Consider the following 16,514-nt stretch of genomic DNA (forward strand, 5'->3'; position numbering starts at 1 on the left):
GGCGGGCCGCCGCGGGGCGGTCAGCCCCGCCGGTCCCGGGGCCGCGGGCCCGGTTCCGGTGCGCCCTCGGCGTCCAGCCGGTCGGCGTGGTCGTTCACCGGCTGCGGGACACCCGCGAGGTCGAGCACGAACAGCGGGACGCCCAGCGCGTCCGCGCAGCTCCGGGCGTCCTCGGTGTGACCGGCGAGGCAGAGGTGGACGCAGTCCGCGGACTCCGTCATCGCCGTCAGCCACAGACACTCCACGTCCCGCGGCGCGGCCGGGCGCACGGTCGGGTCCACCACGGCCAGCAGCCCGCGGGCGGCCAGCCCGATGCCGCTCGGCGGCCGCTGGTCGGCGCGGCGGATGTCCTGGTAGCCGAGCCAGCGCAGGTACAGCGCCGCCGCGGTGACCGCGTCGCGGGCGGTGCGGACGGCGCGCGGCTGGAAGGCGGGACGTCCCCGCGCGGCCCCGGGCCCGCTCGGCCGCGTCCGCGGCGCCGCCGGGCCGTCCAGGCCCGCCACCGCGACCCGCAGGACCGTGCCGCAGGGGCAGCCCAGTTCCGGGTGCGGCCAGTGGCCCAGGTGCCCGCAGGCGGCACAGGGCACGGCGATCCACTCGTCGTCCCAGGACCGGTGCTCGGACACGGTCGGCGTGCCGGCGGGGTCCAGCCGGGGCGCGGTGGGCGCGCCGCACACGCACGGGTACGCCGGCGCGGTGTACACGTGCTCGCGCCGGCAGGCCGGACAGCGCACCGGCACGCTCTCGGGCATGGCCCACCCACTCCCAGCCGTCGCGTCGGGACAGCGCCCATGGTGCTCCACCCGTACGGCGTCTGTCCGGCGCTTGCCGGTGTCTTGGCCTCTCTTGACGATGTCGGCGCTCACCCCTACATTGCTTCCAGATAGTAGAAGTTAGATTCCGCAATGCGGAAAGTTGTGGAAGATCGACAAGCTGGAGACTGTGCTCACCGCGGGGCGCGACGGGAGTACGCATCCGACAGCCGAAGCAGGAGTACTCGATGGCCCGTATGACCGCTGCCCGCGCGGCAGTTGAGATCCTCAGGCGCGAGGGCGTCACCGACGCCTTCGGTGTGCCGGGCGCCGCGATCAACCCGTTCTACAAGGCCCTCAAGGAGGGCGGCGGCATCCACCACACCCTCGCCCGCCACGTCGAGGGTGCCTCGCACATGGCCGAGGGGTACACCCGGACGAAGCCGGGGAACATCGGCGTCTGCATCGGCACGTCCGGCCCGGCCGGCACCGATATGATCACCGGCCTGTACTCGGCCATCGGCGACTCCGTGCCGATCCTGTGCATCACCGGCCAGGCGCCCACCAGCGTGATCCACAAAGAGGACTTCCAGGCCGTCGACATCGCCTCGATCGCCAAGCCGGTGACGAAGATGGCGGTGACCGTCCTGGAGGCCGCGCAGGTCCCCGGCGTCTTCCAGCAGGCCTTCCACCTGATGCGCTCCGGCCGGCCCGGCCCGGTCCTGATCGACCTGCCGATCGACGTCCAGCAGACCGAGATCGAGTTCGACCCGGAGACGTACGAGCCGCTGCCGGTCTACCGGCCGGCCGCGACCCGCGCCCAGATCGAGAAGGCGATCTCCTTCCTGCTCGCCTCCGAGCGCCCGGTCATCGTGGCCGGCGGCGGCGTCATCGGCGCCGACGCCTGCGACCTGCTGGTGGAGTTCGCCGAGCTGACCCAGACCCCGGTGATCCCGACCCTGATGGGCTGGGGCGCGCTGGCCGACGACCACGAGCTCAACGCCGGCATGGTCGGCGTGCAGACCTCGCACCGCTACGGCAACGCCAACTTCCTGGAGTCGGACTTCGTCCTCGGCATCGGCAACCGCTGGGCCAACCGCCACACCGGCTACAAGCTCGACGTGTACCGCGGGGAGCGCAAGTTCGTCCACGTCGACATCGAGCCCACCCAGATCGGCAAGATCTTCCCGCCGGACTACGGGGTCGTCTCCGACGCCAGGGCCGCCCTGGAGCTGTTCGTCGAGGTCGCGAGGGAGCTGAAGGCGGTGGGCAGGCTGCCCGACCGCGCCGACTGGGTCGCCTCCACCCAGGAGCGCAGGGCCACGCTGCTGCGCCGTACGCACTTCGACGACGTGCCGATGAAGCCGCAGCGCGTGTACGAGGAGATGAACAAGGCCTTCGGCCCGGACACCCGCTACGTCACCACCATCGGCCTCTCCCAGATCGCCGGCGCGCAGATGCTGCACGTCTACAAGCCGCGCCACTGGATCAACTGCGGCCAGGCGGGCCCGCTCGGCTGGACCATCCCGGCCGCGATCGGCGTCGCCAAGGCCGACCCGGACGCCCCGGTCGTCGCGCTCTCCGGCGACTACGACTTCCAGTTCATGATCGAGGAGCTGGCGGTCGCCGCACAGCACAGGATCCCTTACGTCCACGTCCTGGTGAACAACGCCTACCTGGGCCTGATCCGGCAGGCGCAGATCGGCCTCGACATCAACTTCCAGGTCAACCTGGAGTTTGAGAACATCAACACGCCGGAGATCGGTGTCTACGGCGTGGACCACGTCAAGGTCGCCGAGGGCCTGGGCTGCAAGGCCATCCGGGTCACCGAGCCGGGGCAGCTGGGCGCGGCCTTCGAGCAGGCGAAGAAGCTGGCCGCCGAGTACCGGGTGCCGGTCGTCGTCGAGGCGATCCTGGAGCGGATCACCAACATCTCGATGAGCCGCACCATGGACATCAGCGACATCTCCGAGTTCGAGGATCTGGCCACCGAGCCCGGCCACGCGCCGACGTCGCTCAAGCCGCTGAAGGTCTGACCCTCCCCGCACGCCGAGGGCGGCCCGTCCCCACGGACGGGCCGCCCTTTCGCGTCCCCCGCAGTGTCCCCCGCCCCCCGTCGTGCCCTCCACGGGGCCCGCCGCCCCGTGCCGGCGGGTCCCGTGTGCACGTGATCTGCCCCGTCCCCGGGCGCTCCCAAGCGTCCGCTCCGCCTTTCGGAGCGTCCTGCGAGCACGGCGCGGCGGGTCCCGCGGCCGCCGCCGTGCACGCGGCCGCTACAGCTCGTGCTCCGAGAGTCCGGGCCAGTCGTCGGGCCCGCCGCCCTGCCACTCGATGAGATCGCTCTCCTCGACCTCGATCCGGTCCAGGTCGGCCAGGCGCAGGATCTCCACGACGTCGTCCAGGTGCGATGCGATCCCCAGCGTCACCTCCCCCTCGGTGACCCGGCGGGAGCCGTCCAGGGCCGGGGAGTGGACCACGATGTGCGGGTACTGCGTCGGATTGCCCATGTGTTCAGAGTCCTGCGGATGCGGCGGCCCCGCACGCCGGGGCCCGGACAGCACGAAGCGCTCCCCCTGGCCGGGGGAGCGCTTCGTGTCCGGGTGATGGCCGTCCGACGGCGCGAGGCTGGGCGCGACAGGTCGTTCGCGCCGCCGGACGGGGCGGGTGGGCCCCCGGGAGGGGGCTGGGTGGGACCGCGGTGGGTGCGACGGAGCCGGGTGGCCGCTTCCCTCTGGTCGAGAAGGGCACTCGGTTCCTTCACCACCGCACTGGCTCGCACGCCGCCGCGGTCCTCGCCCTGCCCGCGCGCTCGCCGACCGGCCACCCCTCATCCGGGCCGTCCGGCGTGCCGCGCGGGCCGCGTGCGGAGATCATGACCTCCCGTCAGGCTCCGTACGCTGCTTGCGGGTTCCTGGAGTTCAGTCCTCGCGCAGGGCGCGGACCGCCTCCTCCACGCGCTTGCCGTACTCGGGGTCGGCGGCGTGGAAGTGGGCCAGGTTCTTCTCGATCACGTCGTCGCGGGAGACCTGCGAGAGGCCGCCGGCGATGTTCGCGACGAGACGGGACTTCTCCTCCTGCGACATCAGGCGGTACAGCTCGCCCGCCTGGAAGAAGTCGTCGTCCTTGGTGTGGAGCGGGGCCTCGTGGGCGCCCGTGTACCCCGACACGGCCAGCGGGGCCGACAGGGGGCGGCCGGTCTCCACCGGGCCGTCGTACGAGTTCGGCTCGTAGTTCTTGGCCTGGCGGCCCTGGGCGTTGAAGGCCATGTAGCCGTCGCGGCCGTAGTTCCGGGCGCCCCCGGGGACCGCCTTGGGGGAGTTCACCGGCAGCAGGGTGTGGTTGACGCCCAGGCGGTAGCGGTGGGCGTCCGCGTAGGCGAAGAGGCGGCCCTGGAGCATCTTGTCGGGGGAGGGGCCGATGCCCGGAACGAAGTTGTTCGGGGAGAACGCGGCCTGCTCGACCTCGGCGAAGACGTTGTCGGGGTTGCGGTCCAGGACCAGGCGGCCCACGCGCTGCAGCGGGTAGTCCTTGTGCGGCCAGACCTTGGTCAGGTCGAACGGGTTGAAGCGGTAGTCCGCCGCCTCGGCCGCCGGCATCAGCTGGACGTACAGGGTCCAGGACGGGTGCACGCCCCGCTCGATCGCCTGCAGCAGGTCCGTCTGGTGGGAGTTGGGGTCGCTGCCCGCGATCTCCGCGGCCTGCTCGGCGCTCAGGGAGCGGATGCCCTGGTTCGTCTTGAAGTGGTACTTGACGAAGAAGGCCTCGCCCTGGGCGTTCGTCCACTGGTAGGTGTGCGAGCCGTAGCCGTTCATGTGCCGGTACGACGCCGGGATGCCGCGGTCGCCCATCAGCCAGGTGATCTGGTGCGTGGCCTCGGGGGCGTGCGCCCAGAAGTCCCAGACGTTGTCCGCTTCCTGACGGCCCGTGAACGGGTCGCGCTTCTGCGAGTGGATGAAGTCGGGGAACTTGATCGGGTCCTTGATGAAGAACACCGGGGTGTTGTTGCCGACGAGGTCGTAGTTGCCCTCCCCGGCGTAGAACTTCACCGCGAAGCCGCGCGGGTCGCGGACGGCGTCCGCGCCGCCGAGGGAGTCGGCGACCGTGGAGAAGCGCAGGAACACCTCGGTCCGCCTGCCGATCTCGCTCAGGAAGTCGGCGTGGGTGAAGCCGGTGACGTCGTCCGTCACCTCGAAGTGGCCGTACGCGCCGGAGCCACGGGCGTGCACCACGCGCTCCGGGATGCGCTCGCGGTTGAAGCGCGCGAGCTTCTCCAGGAGCTGCTGGTCCTGGATCAGGAGCGGGCCGCCTACGCCGGCCGAGGCTGAGTTCTGGTTGTCGGCGACCGGGGCGCCGGACTCTGTCGTGAGCACGCGCTGCGACATCGTGGACCTTCCGTGCGGGTGGCAGCGGAAATATTCTTCCGCTTTGTGGAGCCTAGGAGGGGGTAATCTGAACGTCAACAGTTTGTTGAAATCGAATCCGGGCGGCGCCGGCGCCTGGGCGCGACAGGACAGGTGTCGGCGACGGCGCCGCCCGGAGGCTTGGGGTCGGCTCAGACCTGCGCGCCGGACAGGCGCTCCACGGCCCGCAGCAGCGCCGAGTGGTCCAGGCCGCCGTCGCCCTGGGCGCGCAGGCTGGCCACCAGCTGGGCGACCACGGCGCCGACCGGCAGGGCCGCGCCGACGTTGCGGGCGGCGTCGGTGACGATGCCCATGTCCTTGTGGTGCAGGTCGATGCGGAAGCCCGGCTTGAAGTCGCGGTTCAGGAAGTTGTCCTTCTTGCGCGTCAGCACGGTGGAGCCCGCGAGGCCGCCGTTGAGGACGTCCAGCGCGGCCTTCAGGTCCACGCCCGACTTCTCCAGGAAGACCACGGCCTCGGCGCACGCCTGGATGTTCACGGCGACGATCAGCTGGTTGGCCGCCTTCACGGTCTGGCCGGAGCCGTGCGGGCCGCACAGCACGATGGTCCTGCCGAGGGCGTCGAAGATCGGCTTGGCCTGCTCGAAGTCGGCCCCCGCACCGCCGACCATGATCGACAGCACGGCCTCGATCGCACCGGCCTCACCGCCCGACACCGGGGCGTCGAGCACCCGGACGCCCTTGGCCTCGGCGGCCTTGGCGAGGTCCACGGAGGTCTGGGGGGTGATCGAGGACATGTCGATCAGCAGGGCGCCCCGGCGGGCGTTCTCCAGGATGCCGTCCGGGCCGTAGGCGATGGCCTCGACCTGCGGGGACGCGGGCACCATCGTGACCACCACGTCGGCGTCGCGCACGGCCTCGGCGATCGAGGCGGCGACGGTGCCGCCGGCGGCGGCCAGGCGGTCCAGCTTCTCCTGCTCCAGCGTGAAGCCGGTGACCTGGTAACCCGCCTTGATCAGGTTCTCGGACATGGGGGAGCCCATGATGCCGAGGCCGATCCAGGCGATCTTGGGGAGGGTGTTGCTCATGATGGGGGTGCCTCTCTACTGCTCTGCGGAGTCAGGGGTTCAGCGCGCGGCGCGCGCTTCGCGCGGGAGCCACTCGAAGGACTCGGCGCTCGGGCGGTCGCCGGGCTTGTACTCCAGGCCGACCCAGCCGTCGTAACCGGCCTTCCCCAGCAGGCCGAGCAGCTCCTGGAGCGGGAGCGAACCCGTCCCGGGGGCGCCGCGGCCGGGGTTGTCGGCGATCTGGACGTGGCCGGTCCTGGCCGCGTACCGCTCGATCACCGACGGCAGGTCCTCGCCGTTCATCGACAGGTGGTACAGGTCCATCAGGAACTTCGCATTGCCGAGGCCGGTCGCCGCGTTGACCTTGTCCACGATCTCGATCGCCTTGGGGGCGCTCACGATCGGGCACTTCGGCGACTCGGGCCGGTTGAGCGCCTCGATCAGGAGGATCGCGCCGATCCGGTCGGCGGCGCGGGCCGCGAGGACCAGGTTCTCCAGAGCGAGCGCGTCCTGCTCGGCCGGGTCCACCCCCTCGACCCGGTTGCCGTAGAGCGCGTTGAGCGCCCGGCAGCCGAGAGAGGCGGCGAAGTCGGCGGCCACGTCGATGTTGGCGCGGAACCTCTCCGACTCCTCGCCCGGGATCGACAGGGCGCCGCGGTCCGGGCCCGGCAGCTGTCCGGCGTAGAAGTTCAGCCCCGTGAGCTGGACGCCCGCGTCCTCGATCGCCTTCTTCAGGGCGTCGAGCTCGGACTGCTCGGGGGTGGGGGAGTCGACCCAGGGCCACCACAGCTCGACCGCCGTGAAGCCCGCCGCGGCGGCGGCCGCGGGGCGCTCCAGCAGCGGGAGTTCCGTGAAGAGGATCGACAGGTTGACGTTGAAGCGCTGGTCTGCGGCTGTGCTCGATCCAGAACCTGGCATTCGGGCCGCGCTCCCTTCCGTGGGTCGATATTCCGTATTACGGAAGTTCGTTTCTGCTTAATGGAAGATTGCCGTCGGGTGTCGGCGCTTGTCAAGGGGGGTCCGCCAGCCGGTCCCCGCTCGGCCGTCCCGGAAGCCGGTGGCGCGCGTTAGGTTGTGCGCGTGCGATTGAAAGTGGAGTTCACGACCGAGCCCTTCGACCTGGACGAGGCGCCCGCGCACGCCCTGGCGGCACGGGAGGTCCTGGAGACGGCCGGGCTCGACACCGTCGACGTCGGCCCGTTCGGCAACACGGCCGAAGGGGTGTCCGACCGCGTGCTGACCGCCGTGGACGCGCTGCTGCGCAGGAGCCTGGAGGCCGGCGCCACCCGGATCTCGCTCCAGGTCAACGTGGTCGGGGGCCAGGACGGGGAGGGTGATAGGTGAGCGGGGACGAGCCCTTCATCACGGCCGTGAAGCCGCTGGTCGACGCCATGGGCGGCGTCATGATCCCGGCGGACGAGGCCGGGGCCGAGGACGTCGTGCTCGCCTGGGAGGGCGTCGACGTCGTCGCCGTGCGCCTGCCCCAGCTCGCCGACTCCCTCGACCACATCCTCGCCGCCATGGAGCGCAAGGAGGGCCGGCCGCTGGCCGATCTGGACCGCCGGGCGAAACAGGAGGTCGTGCGGATACTGGAAGCGCGGGGCGCCTTCGCCGTGCGGCACGGCGTGGAGACCGTGGCGAGCGCGCTGGGCGTCAGCCGCTTCACGGTCTACAACTACCTCAACCGGGAGAAGGGCGCGTAGCGCTCCGCCACCGCGAAGGCGGTGCGCCGCCGGGTGCCTGCCCGGTCGTACGGTTCCGTGCCCCTCGGGCGGGCCCCGCGCCCGCGCCCGAGGGGTCCGTGCTTGTTACGCGGAATTTTCAACAAAGTGTTGACGTGGCGTTTCCGGGGGCGTTAGCTATCGGCAGCCCGTTCAGCACGAAGGCCGATACCGGCCACGGAGGCTCCCGTGACCTCGACTTCCACGCCCCCGGGCCTGGCCCGGTTCAACGACTCGGAGGAGCCGGCGGCCCTCGCCGCCCTCCACGAGGCGTGCGCCTCCACCGAGTGGGCCCGGCGGCTGATCGCCGCCCGCCCCTACGCCACCGCCGACGAGTTGTACGCCGCCAGTGACGCCGCCACGGCCGAGCTGACCGCCGCGGACCTCGCGGAGGCGATGGCCGGGCACCCGCCGATCGGGCGGCCCAAGCCCGGCGACCCGACCTCCGCCCGGGAACAGCGCGGCATGGCCGGGGCCTCCGAGGAGCTCAGGACGGAGATGCTCGAACTCAACCTGGCCTACCAGGAGAAGTTCGGCCACGTCTTCCTCATCTGCGCCACCGGCCGGACCGGCGAGCAGATGCGCGACGCCGTCAAGGAGCGGATCGGGAACTCGCCGGAGCAGGAGCGGGAGACCGTCCGCACCGAGCTGGGGAAGATCAACCGCATCCGCCTGGCCCGACTCGTCGAAGAGGACGCCTGACACCATGAGCACCAGCACCACCGCCTCCGTGTCCACGCACATCCTGGACACCTCGCTCGGCCGCCCCGCCGAGGGCGTCGCCGTCCACCTCTCCGCCCGCCCGGGACGGGACGCGGACTGGCGGACGCTCGGCGGCTCCGCGACCGACGCCGACGGCCGGTGCAAGGACCTGCCGGCACTGCCGGAGGGGACGACCCACGTGCGGCTCGACTTCGCCGTCGAACCGTACTTCGAGAAGAAGCAAGCCGATGCGCAGCAGGACGCCCCCGCGAATCGGGACAGCGGACCGGGCGTGTTCTTCCCGGAGGTGGCGATCACGTTCGCCGTCGTGCCGGGCGAGCACTACCACGTACCGCTGCTGCTCAACCCGTTCGGCTACTCCGTTTACCGAGGGAGCTAGCTCATGCCGACCATCCTGGGACAGAACCAGTACGGCAAGGCCGAGAACCGAGTCGTAAAGATCACGCGGGACGGCGCCACCCACCACATCAAGGACCTCAACGTCTCCGTGGCCCTGAGCGGCGACATGGAGGAGGTCCACTACTCCGGCTCCAACGCCAACGTCCTGCCGACCGACACCACCAAGAACACGGTGTTCGCGTTCGCCAAGGAGCACGGCATCGAGTCCGCCGAACAGTTCGGCATCCACCTCGCCCGGCACTTCGTCACCTCGCAGGAGCCGATCAAGGTCGCGCGGATCCGGATCGAGGAGTACGCCTGGGAGCGGATCGAGACCTCCGACGCCAACTCCAGGTTCATCGGCGCGGACGAGGTCAAGCACTCGTTCGTCAGGAAAGGCCAGGAGACCCGGGTCTCCCAGATCACCTACGACGGTGAGAAGTGGGAGATCATCTCCGGCCTCAAGGACCTGACGGTGATGAACTCGACCAACTCCGAGTTCTGGGGCTACGTCAAGGACAAGTACACGACCCTCCAGGAGGCCTACGACCGCATCCTGGCGACCTCGGTCTCCGGCCGCTGGCGGTTCAACTGGACCGACGACGAGCAGAAGATGCCCAACTGGGAGAAGTCCTACGAGCAGGTCAAGAAGCACGCGCTCCAGGCCTTCGCCGAGACGTACTCCCTCTCGCTGCAGCAGACGCTCTACCAGATGGGCTCGCGCATCATCAACAACCGCAGCGAGATCGACGAGGTCCGCTTCTCGCTGCCGAACTCGCACCACTTCCTGGTCGACCTGGAGCCGTTCGGGCTCAAGAACGACAACGAGGTCTACTTCGCCGCCGACCGGCCCTACGGCCTGATCGAAGCGACCATCCTCCGGGACGGCTGCGAGCCGAGGATCCCGGTGGATCTCACCAACCTCTGAGCAATCCCCCCTCTCTCGGCACCCGCGGCCGGGGCGACGCGCCCCCGCACGGCTCCCCGGCCGCGGCACTCAAAACTCCTAGGGTCCTGCCGTGCCCTCCCACTTCAGTCCACTGAGCGAAAAGGACGAATCATGGCAGCAGCCCAGCGCATCGTCATCGAGAACTGTTCGATCGCGACCGTCGACGCCGACGACACCGAGTACGCCTCCGGGTACGTCGTCATCGCCGGCAACCGCATCGAGGCGGTCGGCGCGGGCAAGGCCCCCGAGGGCCTGGAGAACGTCGTACGCCGAATCGACGCCACCGGCCACCTCGTGACCCCCGGTCTGATCAACACCCACCACCATTTCTACCAGTGGATCACCAGGGGCCTGGCCACGGACCACAACCTCTTCAACTGGCTGGTCGCGCTCTACCCGGTCTGGGCGCGCATCGACGAGCCGATGGTCTACGCGGCGGCCCAGGGCTCGCTCGCGATGATGGCCCGCGGCGGCGTCACCACCGCCATGGACCACCACTACGTCTTCCCGCAGGGCTCCGGCGACCTGTCCGCCGCCGTCATCCGCGCCGCCCGCGAGATGGGCGTCCGCTTCACCCTCGCCCGCGGCTCCATGGACCGCAGCGAGAAGGACGGCGGCCTGCCCCCGGACTTCGCCGTCGAGACCCTTGAGGGCGCGCTCGCCGCGACCGAGGCCACCGTCAAGGAGCACCACGACGCCTCCTTCGACGCGATGACCCAGGTCGCCGTCGCCCCCTGCTCCCCCTTCTCCGTCTCCACCGAACTCCTCAGGCAGGGCGCCGAGCTGGCCCGCCGCCTCGGCGTACGGCTGCACACCCACGGCTCCGAGACCGTGGAGGAGGAGAAGTTCTGCCACGAGCTGTTCGGCATGGGCCCGACCGACTACTTCGAGTCCACCGGCTGGCTCGGCGAGGACGTGTGGATGGCGCACTGCGTCCACATGAACGACTCCGACATCGCCGCCTTCGGCCGCACGAAGACCGGTGTCGCCCACTGCCCCTCCTCCAACGCGCGCCTCGCGGCCGGCATCGCCCGCGTCCCCGACATGCTGAAGGCGGGTGTCCCGGTCGGCCTCGGCGTCGACGGCACCGCCTCCAACGAGTCCGGTGAACTCCACACCGAGCTGCGCAACGCCCTGCTGATCAACCGCCTCGGCGCGCACCGCGAGGCGGCGCTCAACGCCCGGCAGGCGCTGCGCCTCGGCACCCACGGCGGCGCCCAGGTCCTCGGCCGCGCGGCCGAGACCGGCTCCCTGGAGGCCGGCAAGCTCGCCGACCTGGTGCTGTGGAAGCTGGACACCGTCGCCCACTCCTCCATCGCCGACCCGGTGACCGCCCTGGTCTTCGGTGCGGCGGCCCCGGTCACCGCCTCCTTCGTCAACGGCCGTCAGATCGTCGAGAACGGCCGCCTGCTGACCGTCGACGAGGACGCCGTCGCCCGCTCCACGCGGGACGAGGCGCGGCGCCTGGCGCGGATCGCCGCCCGGGCCTGAGCCCCAGTACTCCGGCCGGGAGGGACGGCTCCCGGCCGGCAGCCGTGGACCCGAGCGGGGTCCATGGCGGCCGTCTCCGGGGCGCGCGTCGACGCGCGCCCCGGAACGGTCTCCGTCCCGCGACCCCTCAAAAGGTCCCCCCGGTCCCGCACGACCGCCGCGCACCACCTCCCTGAAACCCGTGTCAGAGCCGACGCGTATAACCGACCGGAGGAGCCGCCGTGTCCGCCCAATCCGTCGACGAGAAGACCGTCCACCCCGTGGACGAGAAACTCCCCGCCCTCAAGATGGCGACCAGCGGCCTGCAGCACGTGGCCGCGATGTACGCGGGAGTGGTCGCCCCGCCCCTGATCGTCGGCGCGGCCGTAGGCCTCTCCGGCACCGAACTCACCTTCCTGACCGGGGCCTGCCTGTTCACGGCCGGTCTCGCCACCTTCCTGCAGACCCTCGGCTTCTGGAAGATCGGCGCCCGGCTGCCCTTCGTCAACGGCGTCACCTTCGCCGGTGTCGCCCCCATGACGGCGATCGTCGCCTCCGCCAAGGACAAGTCCGACGCCCTGCCGGTGATCTTCGGCGCGGTCATGGTCGCCGGCCTCCTCGGCTTCCTCGCCGCACCGGTCTTCTGCAAGGCGATCCGCTTCTTCCCGCCCGTCGTCACCGGCTCGGTCATCACCCTGATAGGCGTCTCGCTCCTGCCGGTCGCCTTCGAGTGGGCGCAGGGCCCCGACCCCAGCGCGCACGACTACGGTTCGACGACCAACCTCACCCTGGCCGCCCTCACCCTGCTGATCGTCCTCTTCCTGCGCCGCTTCACCCGCGGCTTCGTGAAGCAGATCGCGGTCCTGCTCGGCCTGATCGCCGGCACCGTGATCGCGATCCCCTTCGGCGTCACCGACTTCTCCCCGGTCGCCAAGGCCGACGTGGTGGGCTTCCCCAGCCCCTTCCACTTCGGCGCCCCGCAGTTCCACATCGCCGCGATCCTGTCGATGTGCGTGGTGATGGTGGTCTCGATGACCGAGTCCACGGCCGACATGCTGGCCCTCGGCGAGATCGTCGAACGCCCCTCGGACGAGCGGACCATCGCGGCCGGCCTGCGCGCCGACACCCTCGGCTCCGCCCTCAGCCCTCTGTTCAACGGGTTCATGTGCAGCGCCTTCGCGCAGAACATCGGCCTGGTGGCCATGACGAGGATCCGCAGCCGGTTCGTCGTCGCCGTCGGCGGCGGCTTCCTGGTCCTGATGGGCCTGTGCCCGATGGCCGCCTCGCTCATCGCGGTCGTGCCGCGGCCCGTGCTCGGCGGCGCCGGCGTCGTCCTGTTCGGCTCGGTCGCCGCGAGCGGCATCCAGACCCTGGTCCGGGCCGGCCTGGAGAAGGACAACAACGTCCTGATCGTCGCCGTGTCCCTGGCGGTCGGCATCATCCCGATCACCGCGCCGGGCTTCTACCACGCCTTCCCGGACACCGCGAGGATCGTCCTGGACTCGGGCATCTCCACCGGCTGCGTCACCGCCGTCCTGCTCAACCTGGTCTTCAATCACCTCGGCAGGGGCGGCGAGGCGAAGGACGTCACCCATCCCATGGAGTCGGGGGAGGAGCTGGCACCGGTGCACTGACCGGGCGACCGGCGCGGGGTGCGGCGACCGCCGTACCCCGCGCCGCCCCGTACGGCAGTCTTGGCACATGAACGAGTCCGGCCGTGTCGAGGCCTTCAGCGACGGGGTGTTCGCCATCGCCATCACCCTGCTCGTGCTGGACATCAAGGTGCCCAAAACCGGCGAGCACGGCGGGCTGTGGCAGGCGCTCGGCGCGCAGTGGCCCTCGTACGCCGCGTACGTGGTGAGCTTCCTGGTCGTCGGCATCATGTGGGTCAACCACCACCAGCTGTTCAGCTTCGTCGCCCGGGTCGACCGGACGCTGATGTTCCTGAACCTGATGGTGCTGATGGTGGTGGCCGTGGTGCCCTGGCCGACGGCGCTGCTCGCCGAGTACCTGCGCGAGGGCGGCCCCGCTTCGCACACCGCGGCCGCCGTGTACAGCCTGGTGATGGTGGCGATGGCCCTCGCCTTCCAGGCCCTGTGGTGGCATCTCACCCGCACCGGCCACCTCTTCGACGCCCGCGTGGACGTGGCGGCCGCCCGGGCGACCCGCGCCCGGTTCGCCCTCGGTTCCCTGGGCTATCCGCTGACCGTCGGCCTGGCCTTCGTCTCCGCGCCGCTGACCCTCGCCGCGCACGGCCTGCTCGCCGTGTACTACGGCTTCAACCAGCTGCCGGTGCCGACCCGCGAGGACCCGGCCACGCCATGAGGTTGGCGAACAGCTCGGCCTGCTCGACCGCGTCGTCGAGGGCGTGGTGGGTGTGGCGGCGCCCCGGCAGCAGCTGCCGGGGCATCGTGCCCTTGGCCACCGCCCGCAGCGGCACCCCGGCCTTCGTGGCGTACAGGGTCTTCATGTCCAGGCAGCCGGAGTGCCCGAAGGGACTCGTGCCGGTGAAGCGGATCAGGTACCAGTACAGGAACGTCCAGTCGTACGACGCCGGGTAGCCGCACATCACCGGCTGCGCGCCCGTGCTCACCTCACCCACCCAGACGCCGAACTCCGCGGTGGCGGCCGGTTCGGCACCCTCACGGAGCAGCCGCTCGCGGTCCAGGCCGCTGACCGCCAGGGCCTCGGGCACGAAGTCCTCGGAGATCGGGCGCAGTTCGCGGTAGAAGGTCAGCCGTTCGGGGTCGGCGGCGGTGAACCCGTCGGCGTCCTGGGTGCCGGCGACGGACGCGCCGAGGCTGAGCATCGAGTACGGCCCCGGGATCGGCCCGTCGGCCTCGATGTCGACGGAGATGTACAGGCTGGGCCGGACGCGTCGTGCGGACATGGGACCGGATCATGGCAGGCGGGGGCCGTCCCGCGCATCCCGTTTCAGCGCCGGGCGGCCGCCCGGCAGGGGGAGAGCGCGGGCAGCCGGCCCGTGAAGGAGGAGCGGGGCGGGACGCCCATCAGGGCGCGGAAGTCGGTCGTCATGTGGGACTGGTCGTAGTAGCCGGTGGTGGCGGCGAGCCGGGCCCAGGGCGCGCTCTCCGCCTGGGCGACGACCGTGCGGACACGGTCGATACGGGCGTAGTGCTTGGGGGAGACACCCACGCCGTCGGTGAAGAGGTTGCGCAACTGCCTTTCGCTGAAGGACAGTTGCCGGGCCACGTCACCAACCCGTGGGGGAGAGCGGTCCGGGTGGACCGACAGCGCCTCGACTCCCGCCCGCAGCAGCGCCGTTCGGGACGGCTCCACGGCGTCCGTCAGCAGCCCGGACAGCGACTCGGCGAGCTGCGGCACCGCCTCCGGAACCTCCAGCCGGCGCAGTTCGGCCGCGAGCCGGCGGGGGATCTCACCCGGCAGCATCCGCAACGGCACCACCCGGCCGACCAGCTCCGCGGCCGGGACACACCCTGAGCTGGGCGGAGGCGGTCCGCCGGGGAGAACCGGTGCCCAACATGACCGGTGACGGGGCGTCGGGCGTGATCGACCCGCGCGACATCGCCGAGGTCGCGGTGCGGGCCCTGCTCGACGCCCGGCACGCGGGGCGGACCTACACGCTGACCGGCCCCGAGGCGATCAGCGCCCCGGGCCAGGCCGCCGTCCTCGCCTCGGTCCTCGGCCGCCCGGTCGGCACCCGGGACCTGTCGCCGGACGAGGCCCGCGACTTCCTGCGCACCGCCTGGGGATTCGACGACACACGGGCGGAGGGCGTCCTGACCGGCATCGCGTACGTCCGCGCCGGCGGCAACGCCCTGGTCACCGAGGACGTGCCGAAGGCACTGAACCGACCGGCCCGATCCTTCCGGGAGTGGGCCGAGGACCACCGGGGGCGTTCCAGCCCCGGGGCGGTCTACAGGCCGAACAGGGACGGGTCGGTGGTCAGGTCCTTGAAGACCTTGTCCGGGTCGGCGATCAGCCTGCGCTCCTTCAGGTCGAGCAGGCCGCCGACCGCGGTGATCTCGGCCGCCAGCGTGCCGTCCGTCTTGCGCAGCTCCTGGCGGATCCGGAAGGTCTTGCCGCCGCCCCACTCGAACACGCAGGTCACGTCGACCTCGTCACCGGCGAGCAGCTCACGCAGATAGCGGATCGTCGTCTCCAGCGACACGGGTCCCACGCCCGTCCCGACCAGCCGGGCCTGGGTCAGCCCGGCCGACTGGAGCAGCGACCAGCGGGCGTGCTCGGCGTAGTTGAGGTACACCGCCTGGTTGAGGTGGCCCTGCACATCGGTCTCGTAACCGCGGACGGTGACCCGGACGGAAAACGGTTCGCTCACGACTTCCCCTTCTCGTGTACGACGCACTGCGGCGCGGGCACCGCACCCGCCGATCCTTGCATGTGCGTCACACCCGCCGCGGCGAGGCCAGCAGATAGCGCACCCGGGTCCGCGGCTCGGTGTACTCGCCCGGCTGCCACCCGGCACGCTCCAGCGTGGCCGCGCAGTCCGCCAGGGCCGCCGCGTCCGGCGCGTACACGGCGACCGCCTCGGGCTGCGCGGTCGCCCGGACCCGGTAGCCGTCGGTGCCCGCGCCCGCCGGGCGGTGCCCGGCTGCCTCCAGGGCTAGGGCCGCGGCCCGCACCAGATGTCCGCGCTCCCAGCCGCACGGCCGGTCCACCGCGCCGTCGGGATTGGTCATCCGGCGCAGCTCCAGCAGCCCCTGCCAGGCGCTGTGCACCTCCCGCAGCCGCCCCGGACCGGACGGCACGTCCTCCTCCGCACCGCCGACGCTCGCCGCGAACACCCCCGCGGCCGGAACCCGCTCCGCCTCCCGCGGCGCGGGCACCGCCTCGCGTATCCGGTGCCCGGCAGGCGTGAGGAAGTGGTCGTGCGGCGGCCGCGGGTGACGGAAGGCGAGCCCCCGGCTCACCAGGGCGGTGAGCTGGGCGTCCGTGCCGCGCAGCCGACCGGTGACCGGGTCGGCGGCGTCGATCACCCGCCGCTGGGCGGCGGTCGGCGGTCGGGTCACGGCGCGCTCCTTCCCGGTGTCCGCGGCCACACGGCCGCCACGGGGGCGGCTCATGTGCAGCCTACGACCGGGCTCTGACAACGG

Annotated in this window: 18 protein-coding genes; 9 read left to right on the forward strand and 9 right to left on the reverse strand. The window is 71.4% G+C overall.

Annotated features, from left to right (window positions below):
* Positions 1 to 20: 20 nt before the first annotated feature.
* Entirely contained in the window at positions 21 to 752 is a 732-nt protein-coding gene (locus ACZ7FF_RS29020; protein WP_470815670.1) for a hypothetical protein, read from the reverse strand.
* A gap of 248 nt (positions 753 to 1,000) precedes the next feature.
* Between ACZ7FF_RS29020 and gcl the strand changes: the two genes are divergently transcribed.
* Entirely contained in the window at positions 1,001 to 2,788 is a 1,788-nt protein-coding gene (gene gcl, locus ACZ7FF_RS29025) for a glyoxylate carboligase (protein ID WP_470815672.1), read from the forward strand.
* Between the two features lie 237 nt (positions 2,789 to 3,025).
* On the opposite strand, the gene ACZ7FF_RS29030 is transcribed toward gcl, so the two are convergent.
* The 4 genes from ACZ7FF_RS29030 to ACZ7FF_RS29045 all read right to left on the reverse strand — a co-directional run bounded on the left by ACZ7FF_RS29030 (position 3,026) and on the right by ACZ7FF_RS29045 (position 7,095).
* Positions 3,026 to 3,259 carry a hypothetical protein gene (locus ACZ7FF_RS29030; RefSeq protein WP_470815674.1) on the reverse strand — a complete coding sequence of 78 codons (234 nt, stop codon included), beginning with the start codon at positions 3,257 to 3,259 and terminating at the stop codon, positions 3,026 to 3,028.
* A 411-nt stretch (positions 3,260 to 3,670) separates the two neighbouring features.
* Positions 3,671 to 5,134 carry a catalase gene (locus tag ACZ7FF_RS29035; RefSeq protein WP_470815676.1) on the reverse strand — a complete coding sequence of 488 codons (1,464 nt, stop codon included), beginning with the start codon at positions 5,132 to 5,134 and terminating at the stop codon, positions 3,671 to 3,673.
* 170 nt (positions 5,135 to 5,304) lie between these two features.
* The gene (locus tag ACZ7FF_RS29040; RefSeq protein ID WP_470815678.1) at positions 5,305 to 6,198 is read right to left on the reverse strand and encodes a 2-hydroxy-3-oxopropionate reductase; all 894 of its coding nucleotides are present in this window, start codon (positions 6,196 to 6,198) and stop codon (positions 5,305 to 5,307) included.
* A 39-nt stretch (positions 6,199 to 6,237) separates the two neighbouring features.
* Positions 6,238 to 7,095 carry a TIM barrel protein gene (locus tag ACZ7FF_RS29045; protein WP_470815680.1) on the reverse strand — a complete coding sequence of 286 codons (858 nt, stop codon included), beginning with the start codon at positions 7,093 to 7,095 and terminating at the stop codon, positions 6,238 to 6,240.
* A gap of 162 nt (positions 7,096 to 7,257) precedes the next feature.
* On the opposite strand from ACZ7FF_RS29045, the gene ACZ7FF_RS29050 reads away from it, so the two are divergent.
* The 8 genes from ACZ7FF_RS29050 to ACZ7FF_RS29085 all read left to right on the forward strand — a co-directional run bounded on the left by ACZ7FF_RS29050 (position 7,258) and on the right by ACZ7FF_RS29085 (position 13,743).
* Positions 7,258 to 7,521, forward strand: coding sequence for a YkoF family thiamine-binding protein (locus tag ACZ7FF_RS29050; protein ID WP_470815681.1), 264 nt, complete (start codon positions 7,258 to 7,260; stop codon positions 7,519 to 7,521).
* A 47-nt stretch (positions 7,522 to 7,568) separates the two neighbouring features.
* On the forward strand, positions 7,569 to 7,880 hold the full coding sequence (locus tag ACZ7FF_RS29055) for a helix-turn-helix domain-containing protein (protein WP_470815897.1): 312 nt from the start codon (positions 7,569 to 7,571) through the stop codon (positions 7,878 to 7,880).
* A gap of 207 nt (positions 7,881 to 8,087) precedes the next feature.
* The gene (gene uraD / locus ACZ7FF_RS29060) at positions 8,088 to 8,600 is read left to right on the forward strand and encodes a 2-oxo-4-hydroxy-4-carboxy-5-ureidoimidazoline decarboxylase (protein ID WP_470815683.1); all 513 of its coding nucleotides are present in this window, start codon (positions 8,088 to 8,090) and stop codon (positions 8,598 to 8,600) included.
* Positions 8,601 to 8,604: 4 nt separating this feature from the next.
* Complete coding sequence (uraH, locus tag ACZ7FF_RS29065; RefSeq protein WP_470815684.1) at positions 8,605 to 9,000, forward strand: hydroxyisourate hydrolase; 396 nt, start codon at positions 8,605 to 8,607, stop codon at positions 8,998 to 9,000.
* A 3-nt stretch (positions 9,001 to 9,003) separates the two neighbouring features.
* Positions 9,004 to 9,927: a factor-independent urate hydroxylase gene (gene pucL / locus ACZ7FF_RS29070; protein ID WP_470815686.1), complete on the forward strand. Its 924-nt coding sequence runs from the start codon at positions 9,004 to 9,006 to the stop codon at positions 9,925 to 9,927.
* Between the two features lie 132 nt (positions 9,928 to 10,059).
* Complete coding sequence (locus ACZ7FF_RS29075; protein WP_470815687.1) at positions 10,060 to 11,439, forward strand: 8-oxoguanine deaminase; 1,380 nt, start codon at positions 10,060 to 10,062, stop codon at positions 11,437 to 11,439.
* Between the two features lie 221 nt (positions 11,440 to 11,660).
* Positions 11,661 to 13,052, forward strand: a complete 1,392-nt coding sequence (locus ACZ7FF_RS29080) for a nucleobase:cation symporter-2 family protein (protein WP_470815689.1) — start codon at positions 11,661 to 11,663, stop codon at positions 13,050 to 13,052.
* A gap of 67 nt (positions 13,053 to 13,119) precedes the next feature.
* Complete coding sequence (locus ACZ7FF_RS29085) at positions 13,120 to 13,743, forward strand: TMEM175 family protein (RefSeq protein WP_470815691.1); 624 nt, start codon at positions 13,120 to 13,122, stop codon at positions 13,741 to 13,743.
* Here ACZ7FF_RS29085 and ACZ7FF_RS29090 read toward each other — a convergent pair.
* From ACZ7FF_RS29090 to ACZ7FF_RS29105, 4 genes are all read right to left on the reverse strand, one after another.
* Positions 13,697 to 14,308, reverse strand: a complete 612-nt coding sequence (locus tag ACZ7FF_RS29090; RefSeq protein ID WP_470815692.1) for an exonuclease — start codon at positions 14,306 to 14,308, stop codon at positions 13,697 to 13,699. The two genes, ACZ7FF_RS29085 and ACZ7FF_RS29090, sit on opposite strands and share 47 nt — an antisense overlap.
* Before the next feature lie 44 nt (positions 14,309 to 14,352).
* Positions 14,353 to 14,829 carry a helix-turn-helix domain-containing protein gene (locus ACZ7FF_RS29095; RefSeq protein ID WP_470815899.1) on the reverse strand — a complete coding sequence of 159 codons (477 nt, stop codon included), beginning with the start codon at positions 14,827 to 14,829 and terminating at the stop codon, positions 14,353 to 14,355.
* Between the two features lie 487 nt (positions 14,830 to 15,316).
* Entirely contained in the window at positions 15,317 to 15,739 is a 423-nt protein-coding gene (locus tag ACZ7FF_RS29100; RefSeq protein ID WP_470815694.1) for an acyl-CoA thioesterase, read from the reverse strand.
* 67 nt (positions 15,740 to 15,806) lie between these two features.
* Complete coding sequence (locus ACZ7FF_RS29105; protein ID WP_470815695.1) at positions 15,807 to 16,430, reverse strand: hypothetical protein; 624 nt, start codon at positions 16,428 to 16,430, stop codon at positions 15,807 to 15,809.
* Positions 16,431 to 16,514: the final 84 nt, after the last annotated feature.

The sequence above is a fragment of the Streptomyces sp. NPDC037126 genome, assembly GCF_055605965.1.

What these genes read in the sequence shown, in the direction of transcription:
- ACZ7FF_RS29020 (WP_470815670.1), bottom strand. Translation starts at nt 752, where the DNA reads ATGCCCGAGAGCGTGCCGGTGCGCTGTCCGGCCTGCCGGCGCGAGCAC.
- ACZ7FF_RS29075 (WP_470815687.1), top strand. Translation starts at nt 10,060, where the DNA reads ATGGCAGCAGCCCAGCGCATCGTCATCGAGAACTGTTCGATCGCGACC.
- gcl (WP_470815672.1), top strand. Translation starts at nt 1,001, where the DNA reads ATGGCCCGTATGACCGCTGCCCGCGCGGCAGTTGAGATCCTCAGGCGC.
- ACZ7FF_RS29055 (WP_470815897.1), top strand. Translation starts at nt 7,569, where the DNA reads ATGGGCGGCGTCATGATCCCGGCGGACGAGGCCGGGGCCGAGGACGTC.
- ACZ7FF_RS29040 (WP_470815678.1), bottom strand. Translation starts at nt 6,198, where the DNA reads ATGAGCAACACCCTCCCCAAGATCGCCTGGATCGGCCTCGGCATCATG.
- uraH (WP_470815684.1), top strand. Translation starts at nt 8,605, where the DNA reads ATGAGCACCAGCACCACCGCCTCCGTGTCCACGCACATCCTGGACACC.
- ACZ7FF_RS29035 (WP_470815676.1), bottom strand. Translation starts at nt 5,134, where the DNA reads ATGTCGCAGCGCGTGCTCACGACAGAGTCCGGCGCCCCGGTCGCCGAC.
- ACZ7FF_RS29030 (WP_470815674.1), bottom strand. Translation starts at nt 3,259, where the DNA reads ATGGGCAATCCGACGCAGTACCCGCACATCGTGGTCCACTCCCCGGCC.
- ACZ7FF_RS29095 (WP_470815899.1), bottom strand. Translation starts at nt 14,829, where the DNA reads ATGCTGCCGGGTGAGATCCCCCGCCGGCTCGCGGCCGAACTGCGCCGG.
- ACZ7FF_RS29085 (WP_470815691.1), top strand. Translation starts at nt 13,120, where the DNA reads ATGAACGAGTCCGGCCGTGTCGAGGCCTTCAGCGACGGGGTGTTCGCC.
- ACZ7FF_RS29090 (WP_470815692.1), bottom strand. Translation starts at nt 14,308, where the DNA reads ATGTCCGCACGACGCGTCCGGCCCAGCCTGTACATCTCCGTCGACATC.
- ACZ7FF_RS29045 (WP_470815680.1), bottom strand. Translation starts at nt 7,095, where the DNA reads ATGCCAGGTTCTGGATCGAGCACAGCCGCAGACCAGCGCTTCAACGTC.
- pucL (WP_470815686.1), top strand. Translation starts at nt 9,004, where the DNA reads ATGCCGACCATCCTGGGACAGAACCAGTACGGCAAGGCCGAGAACCGA.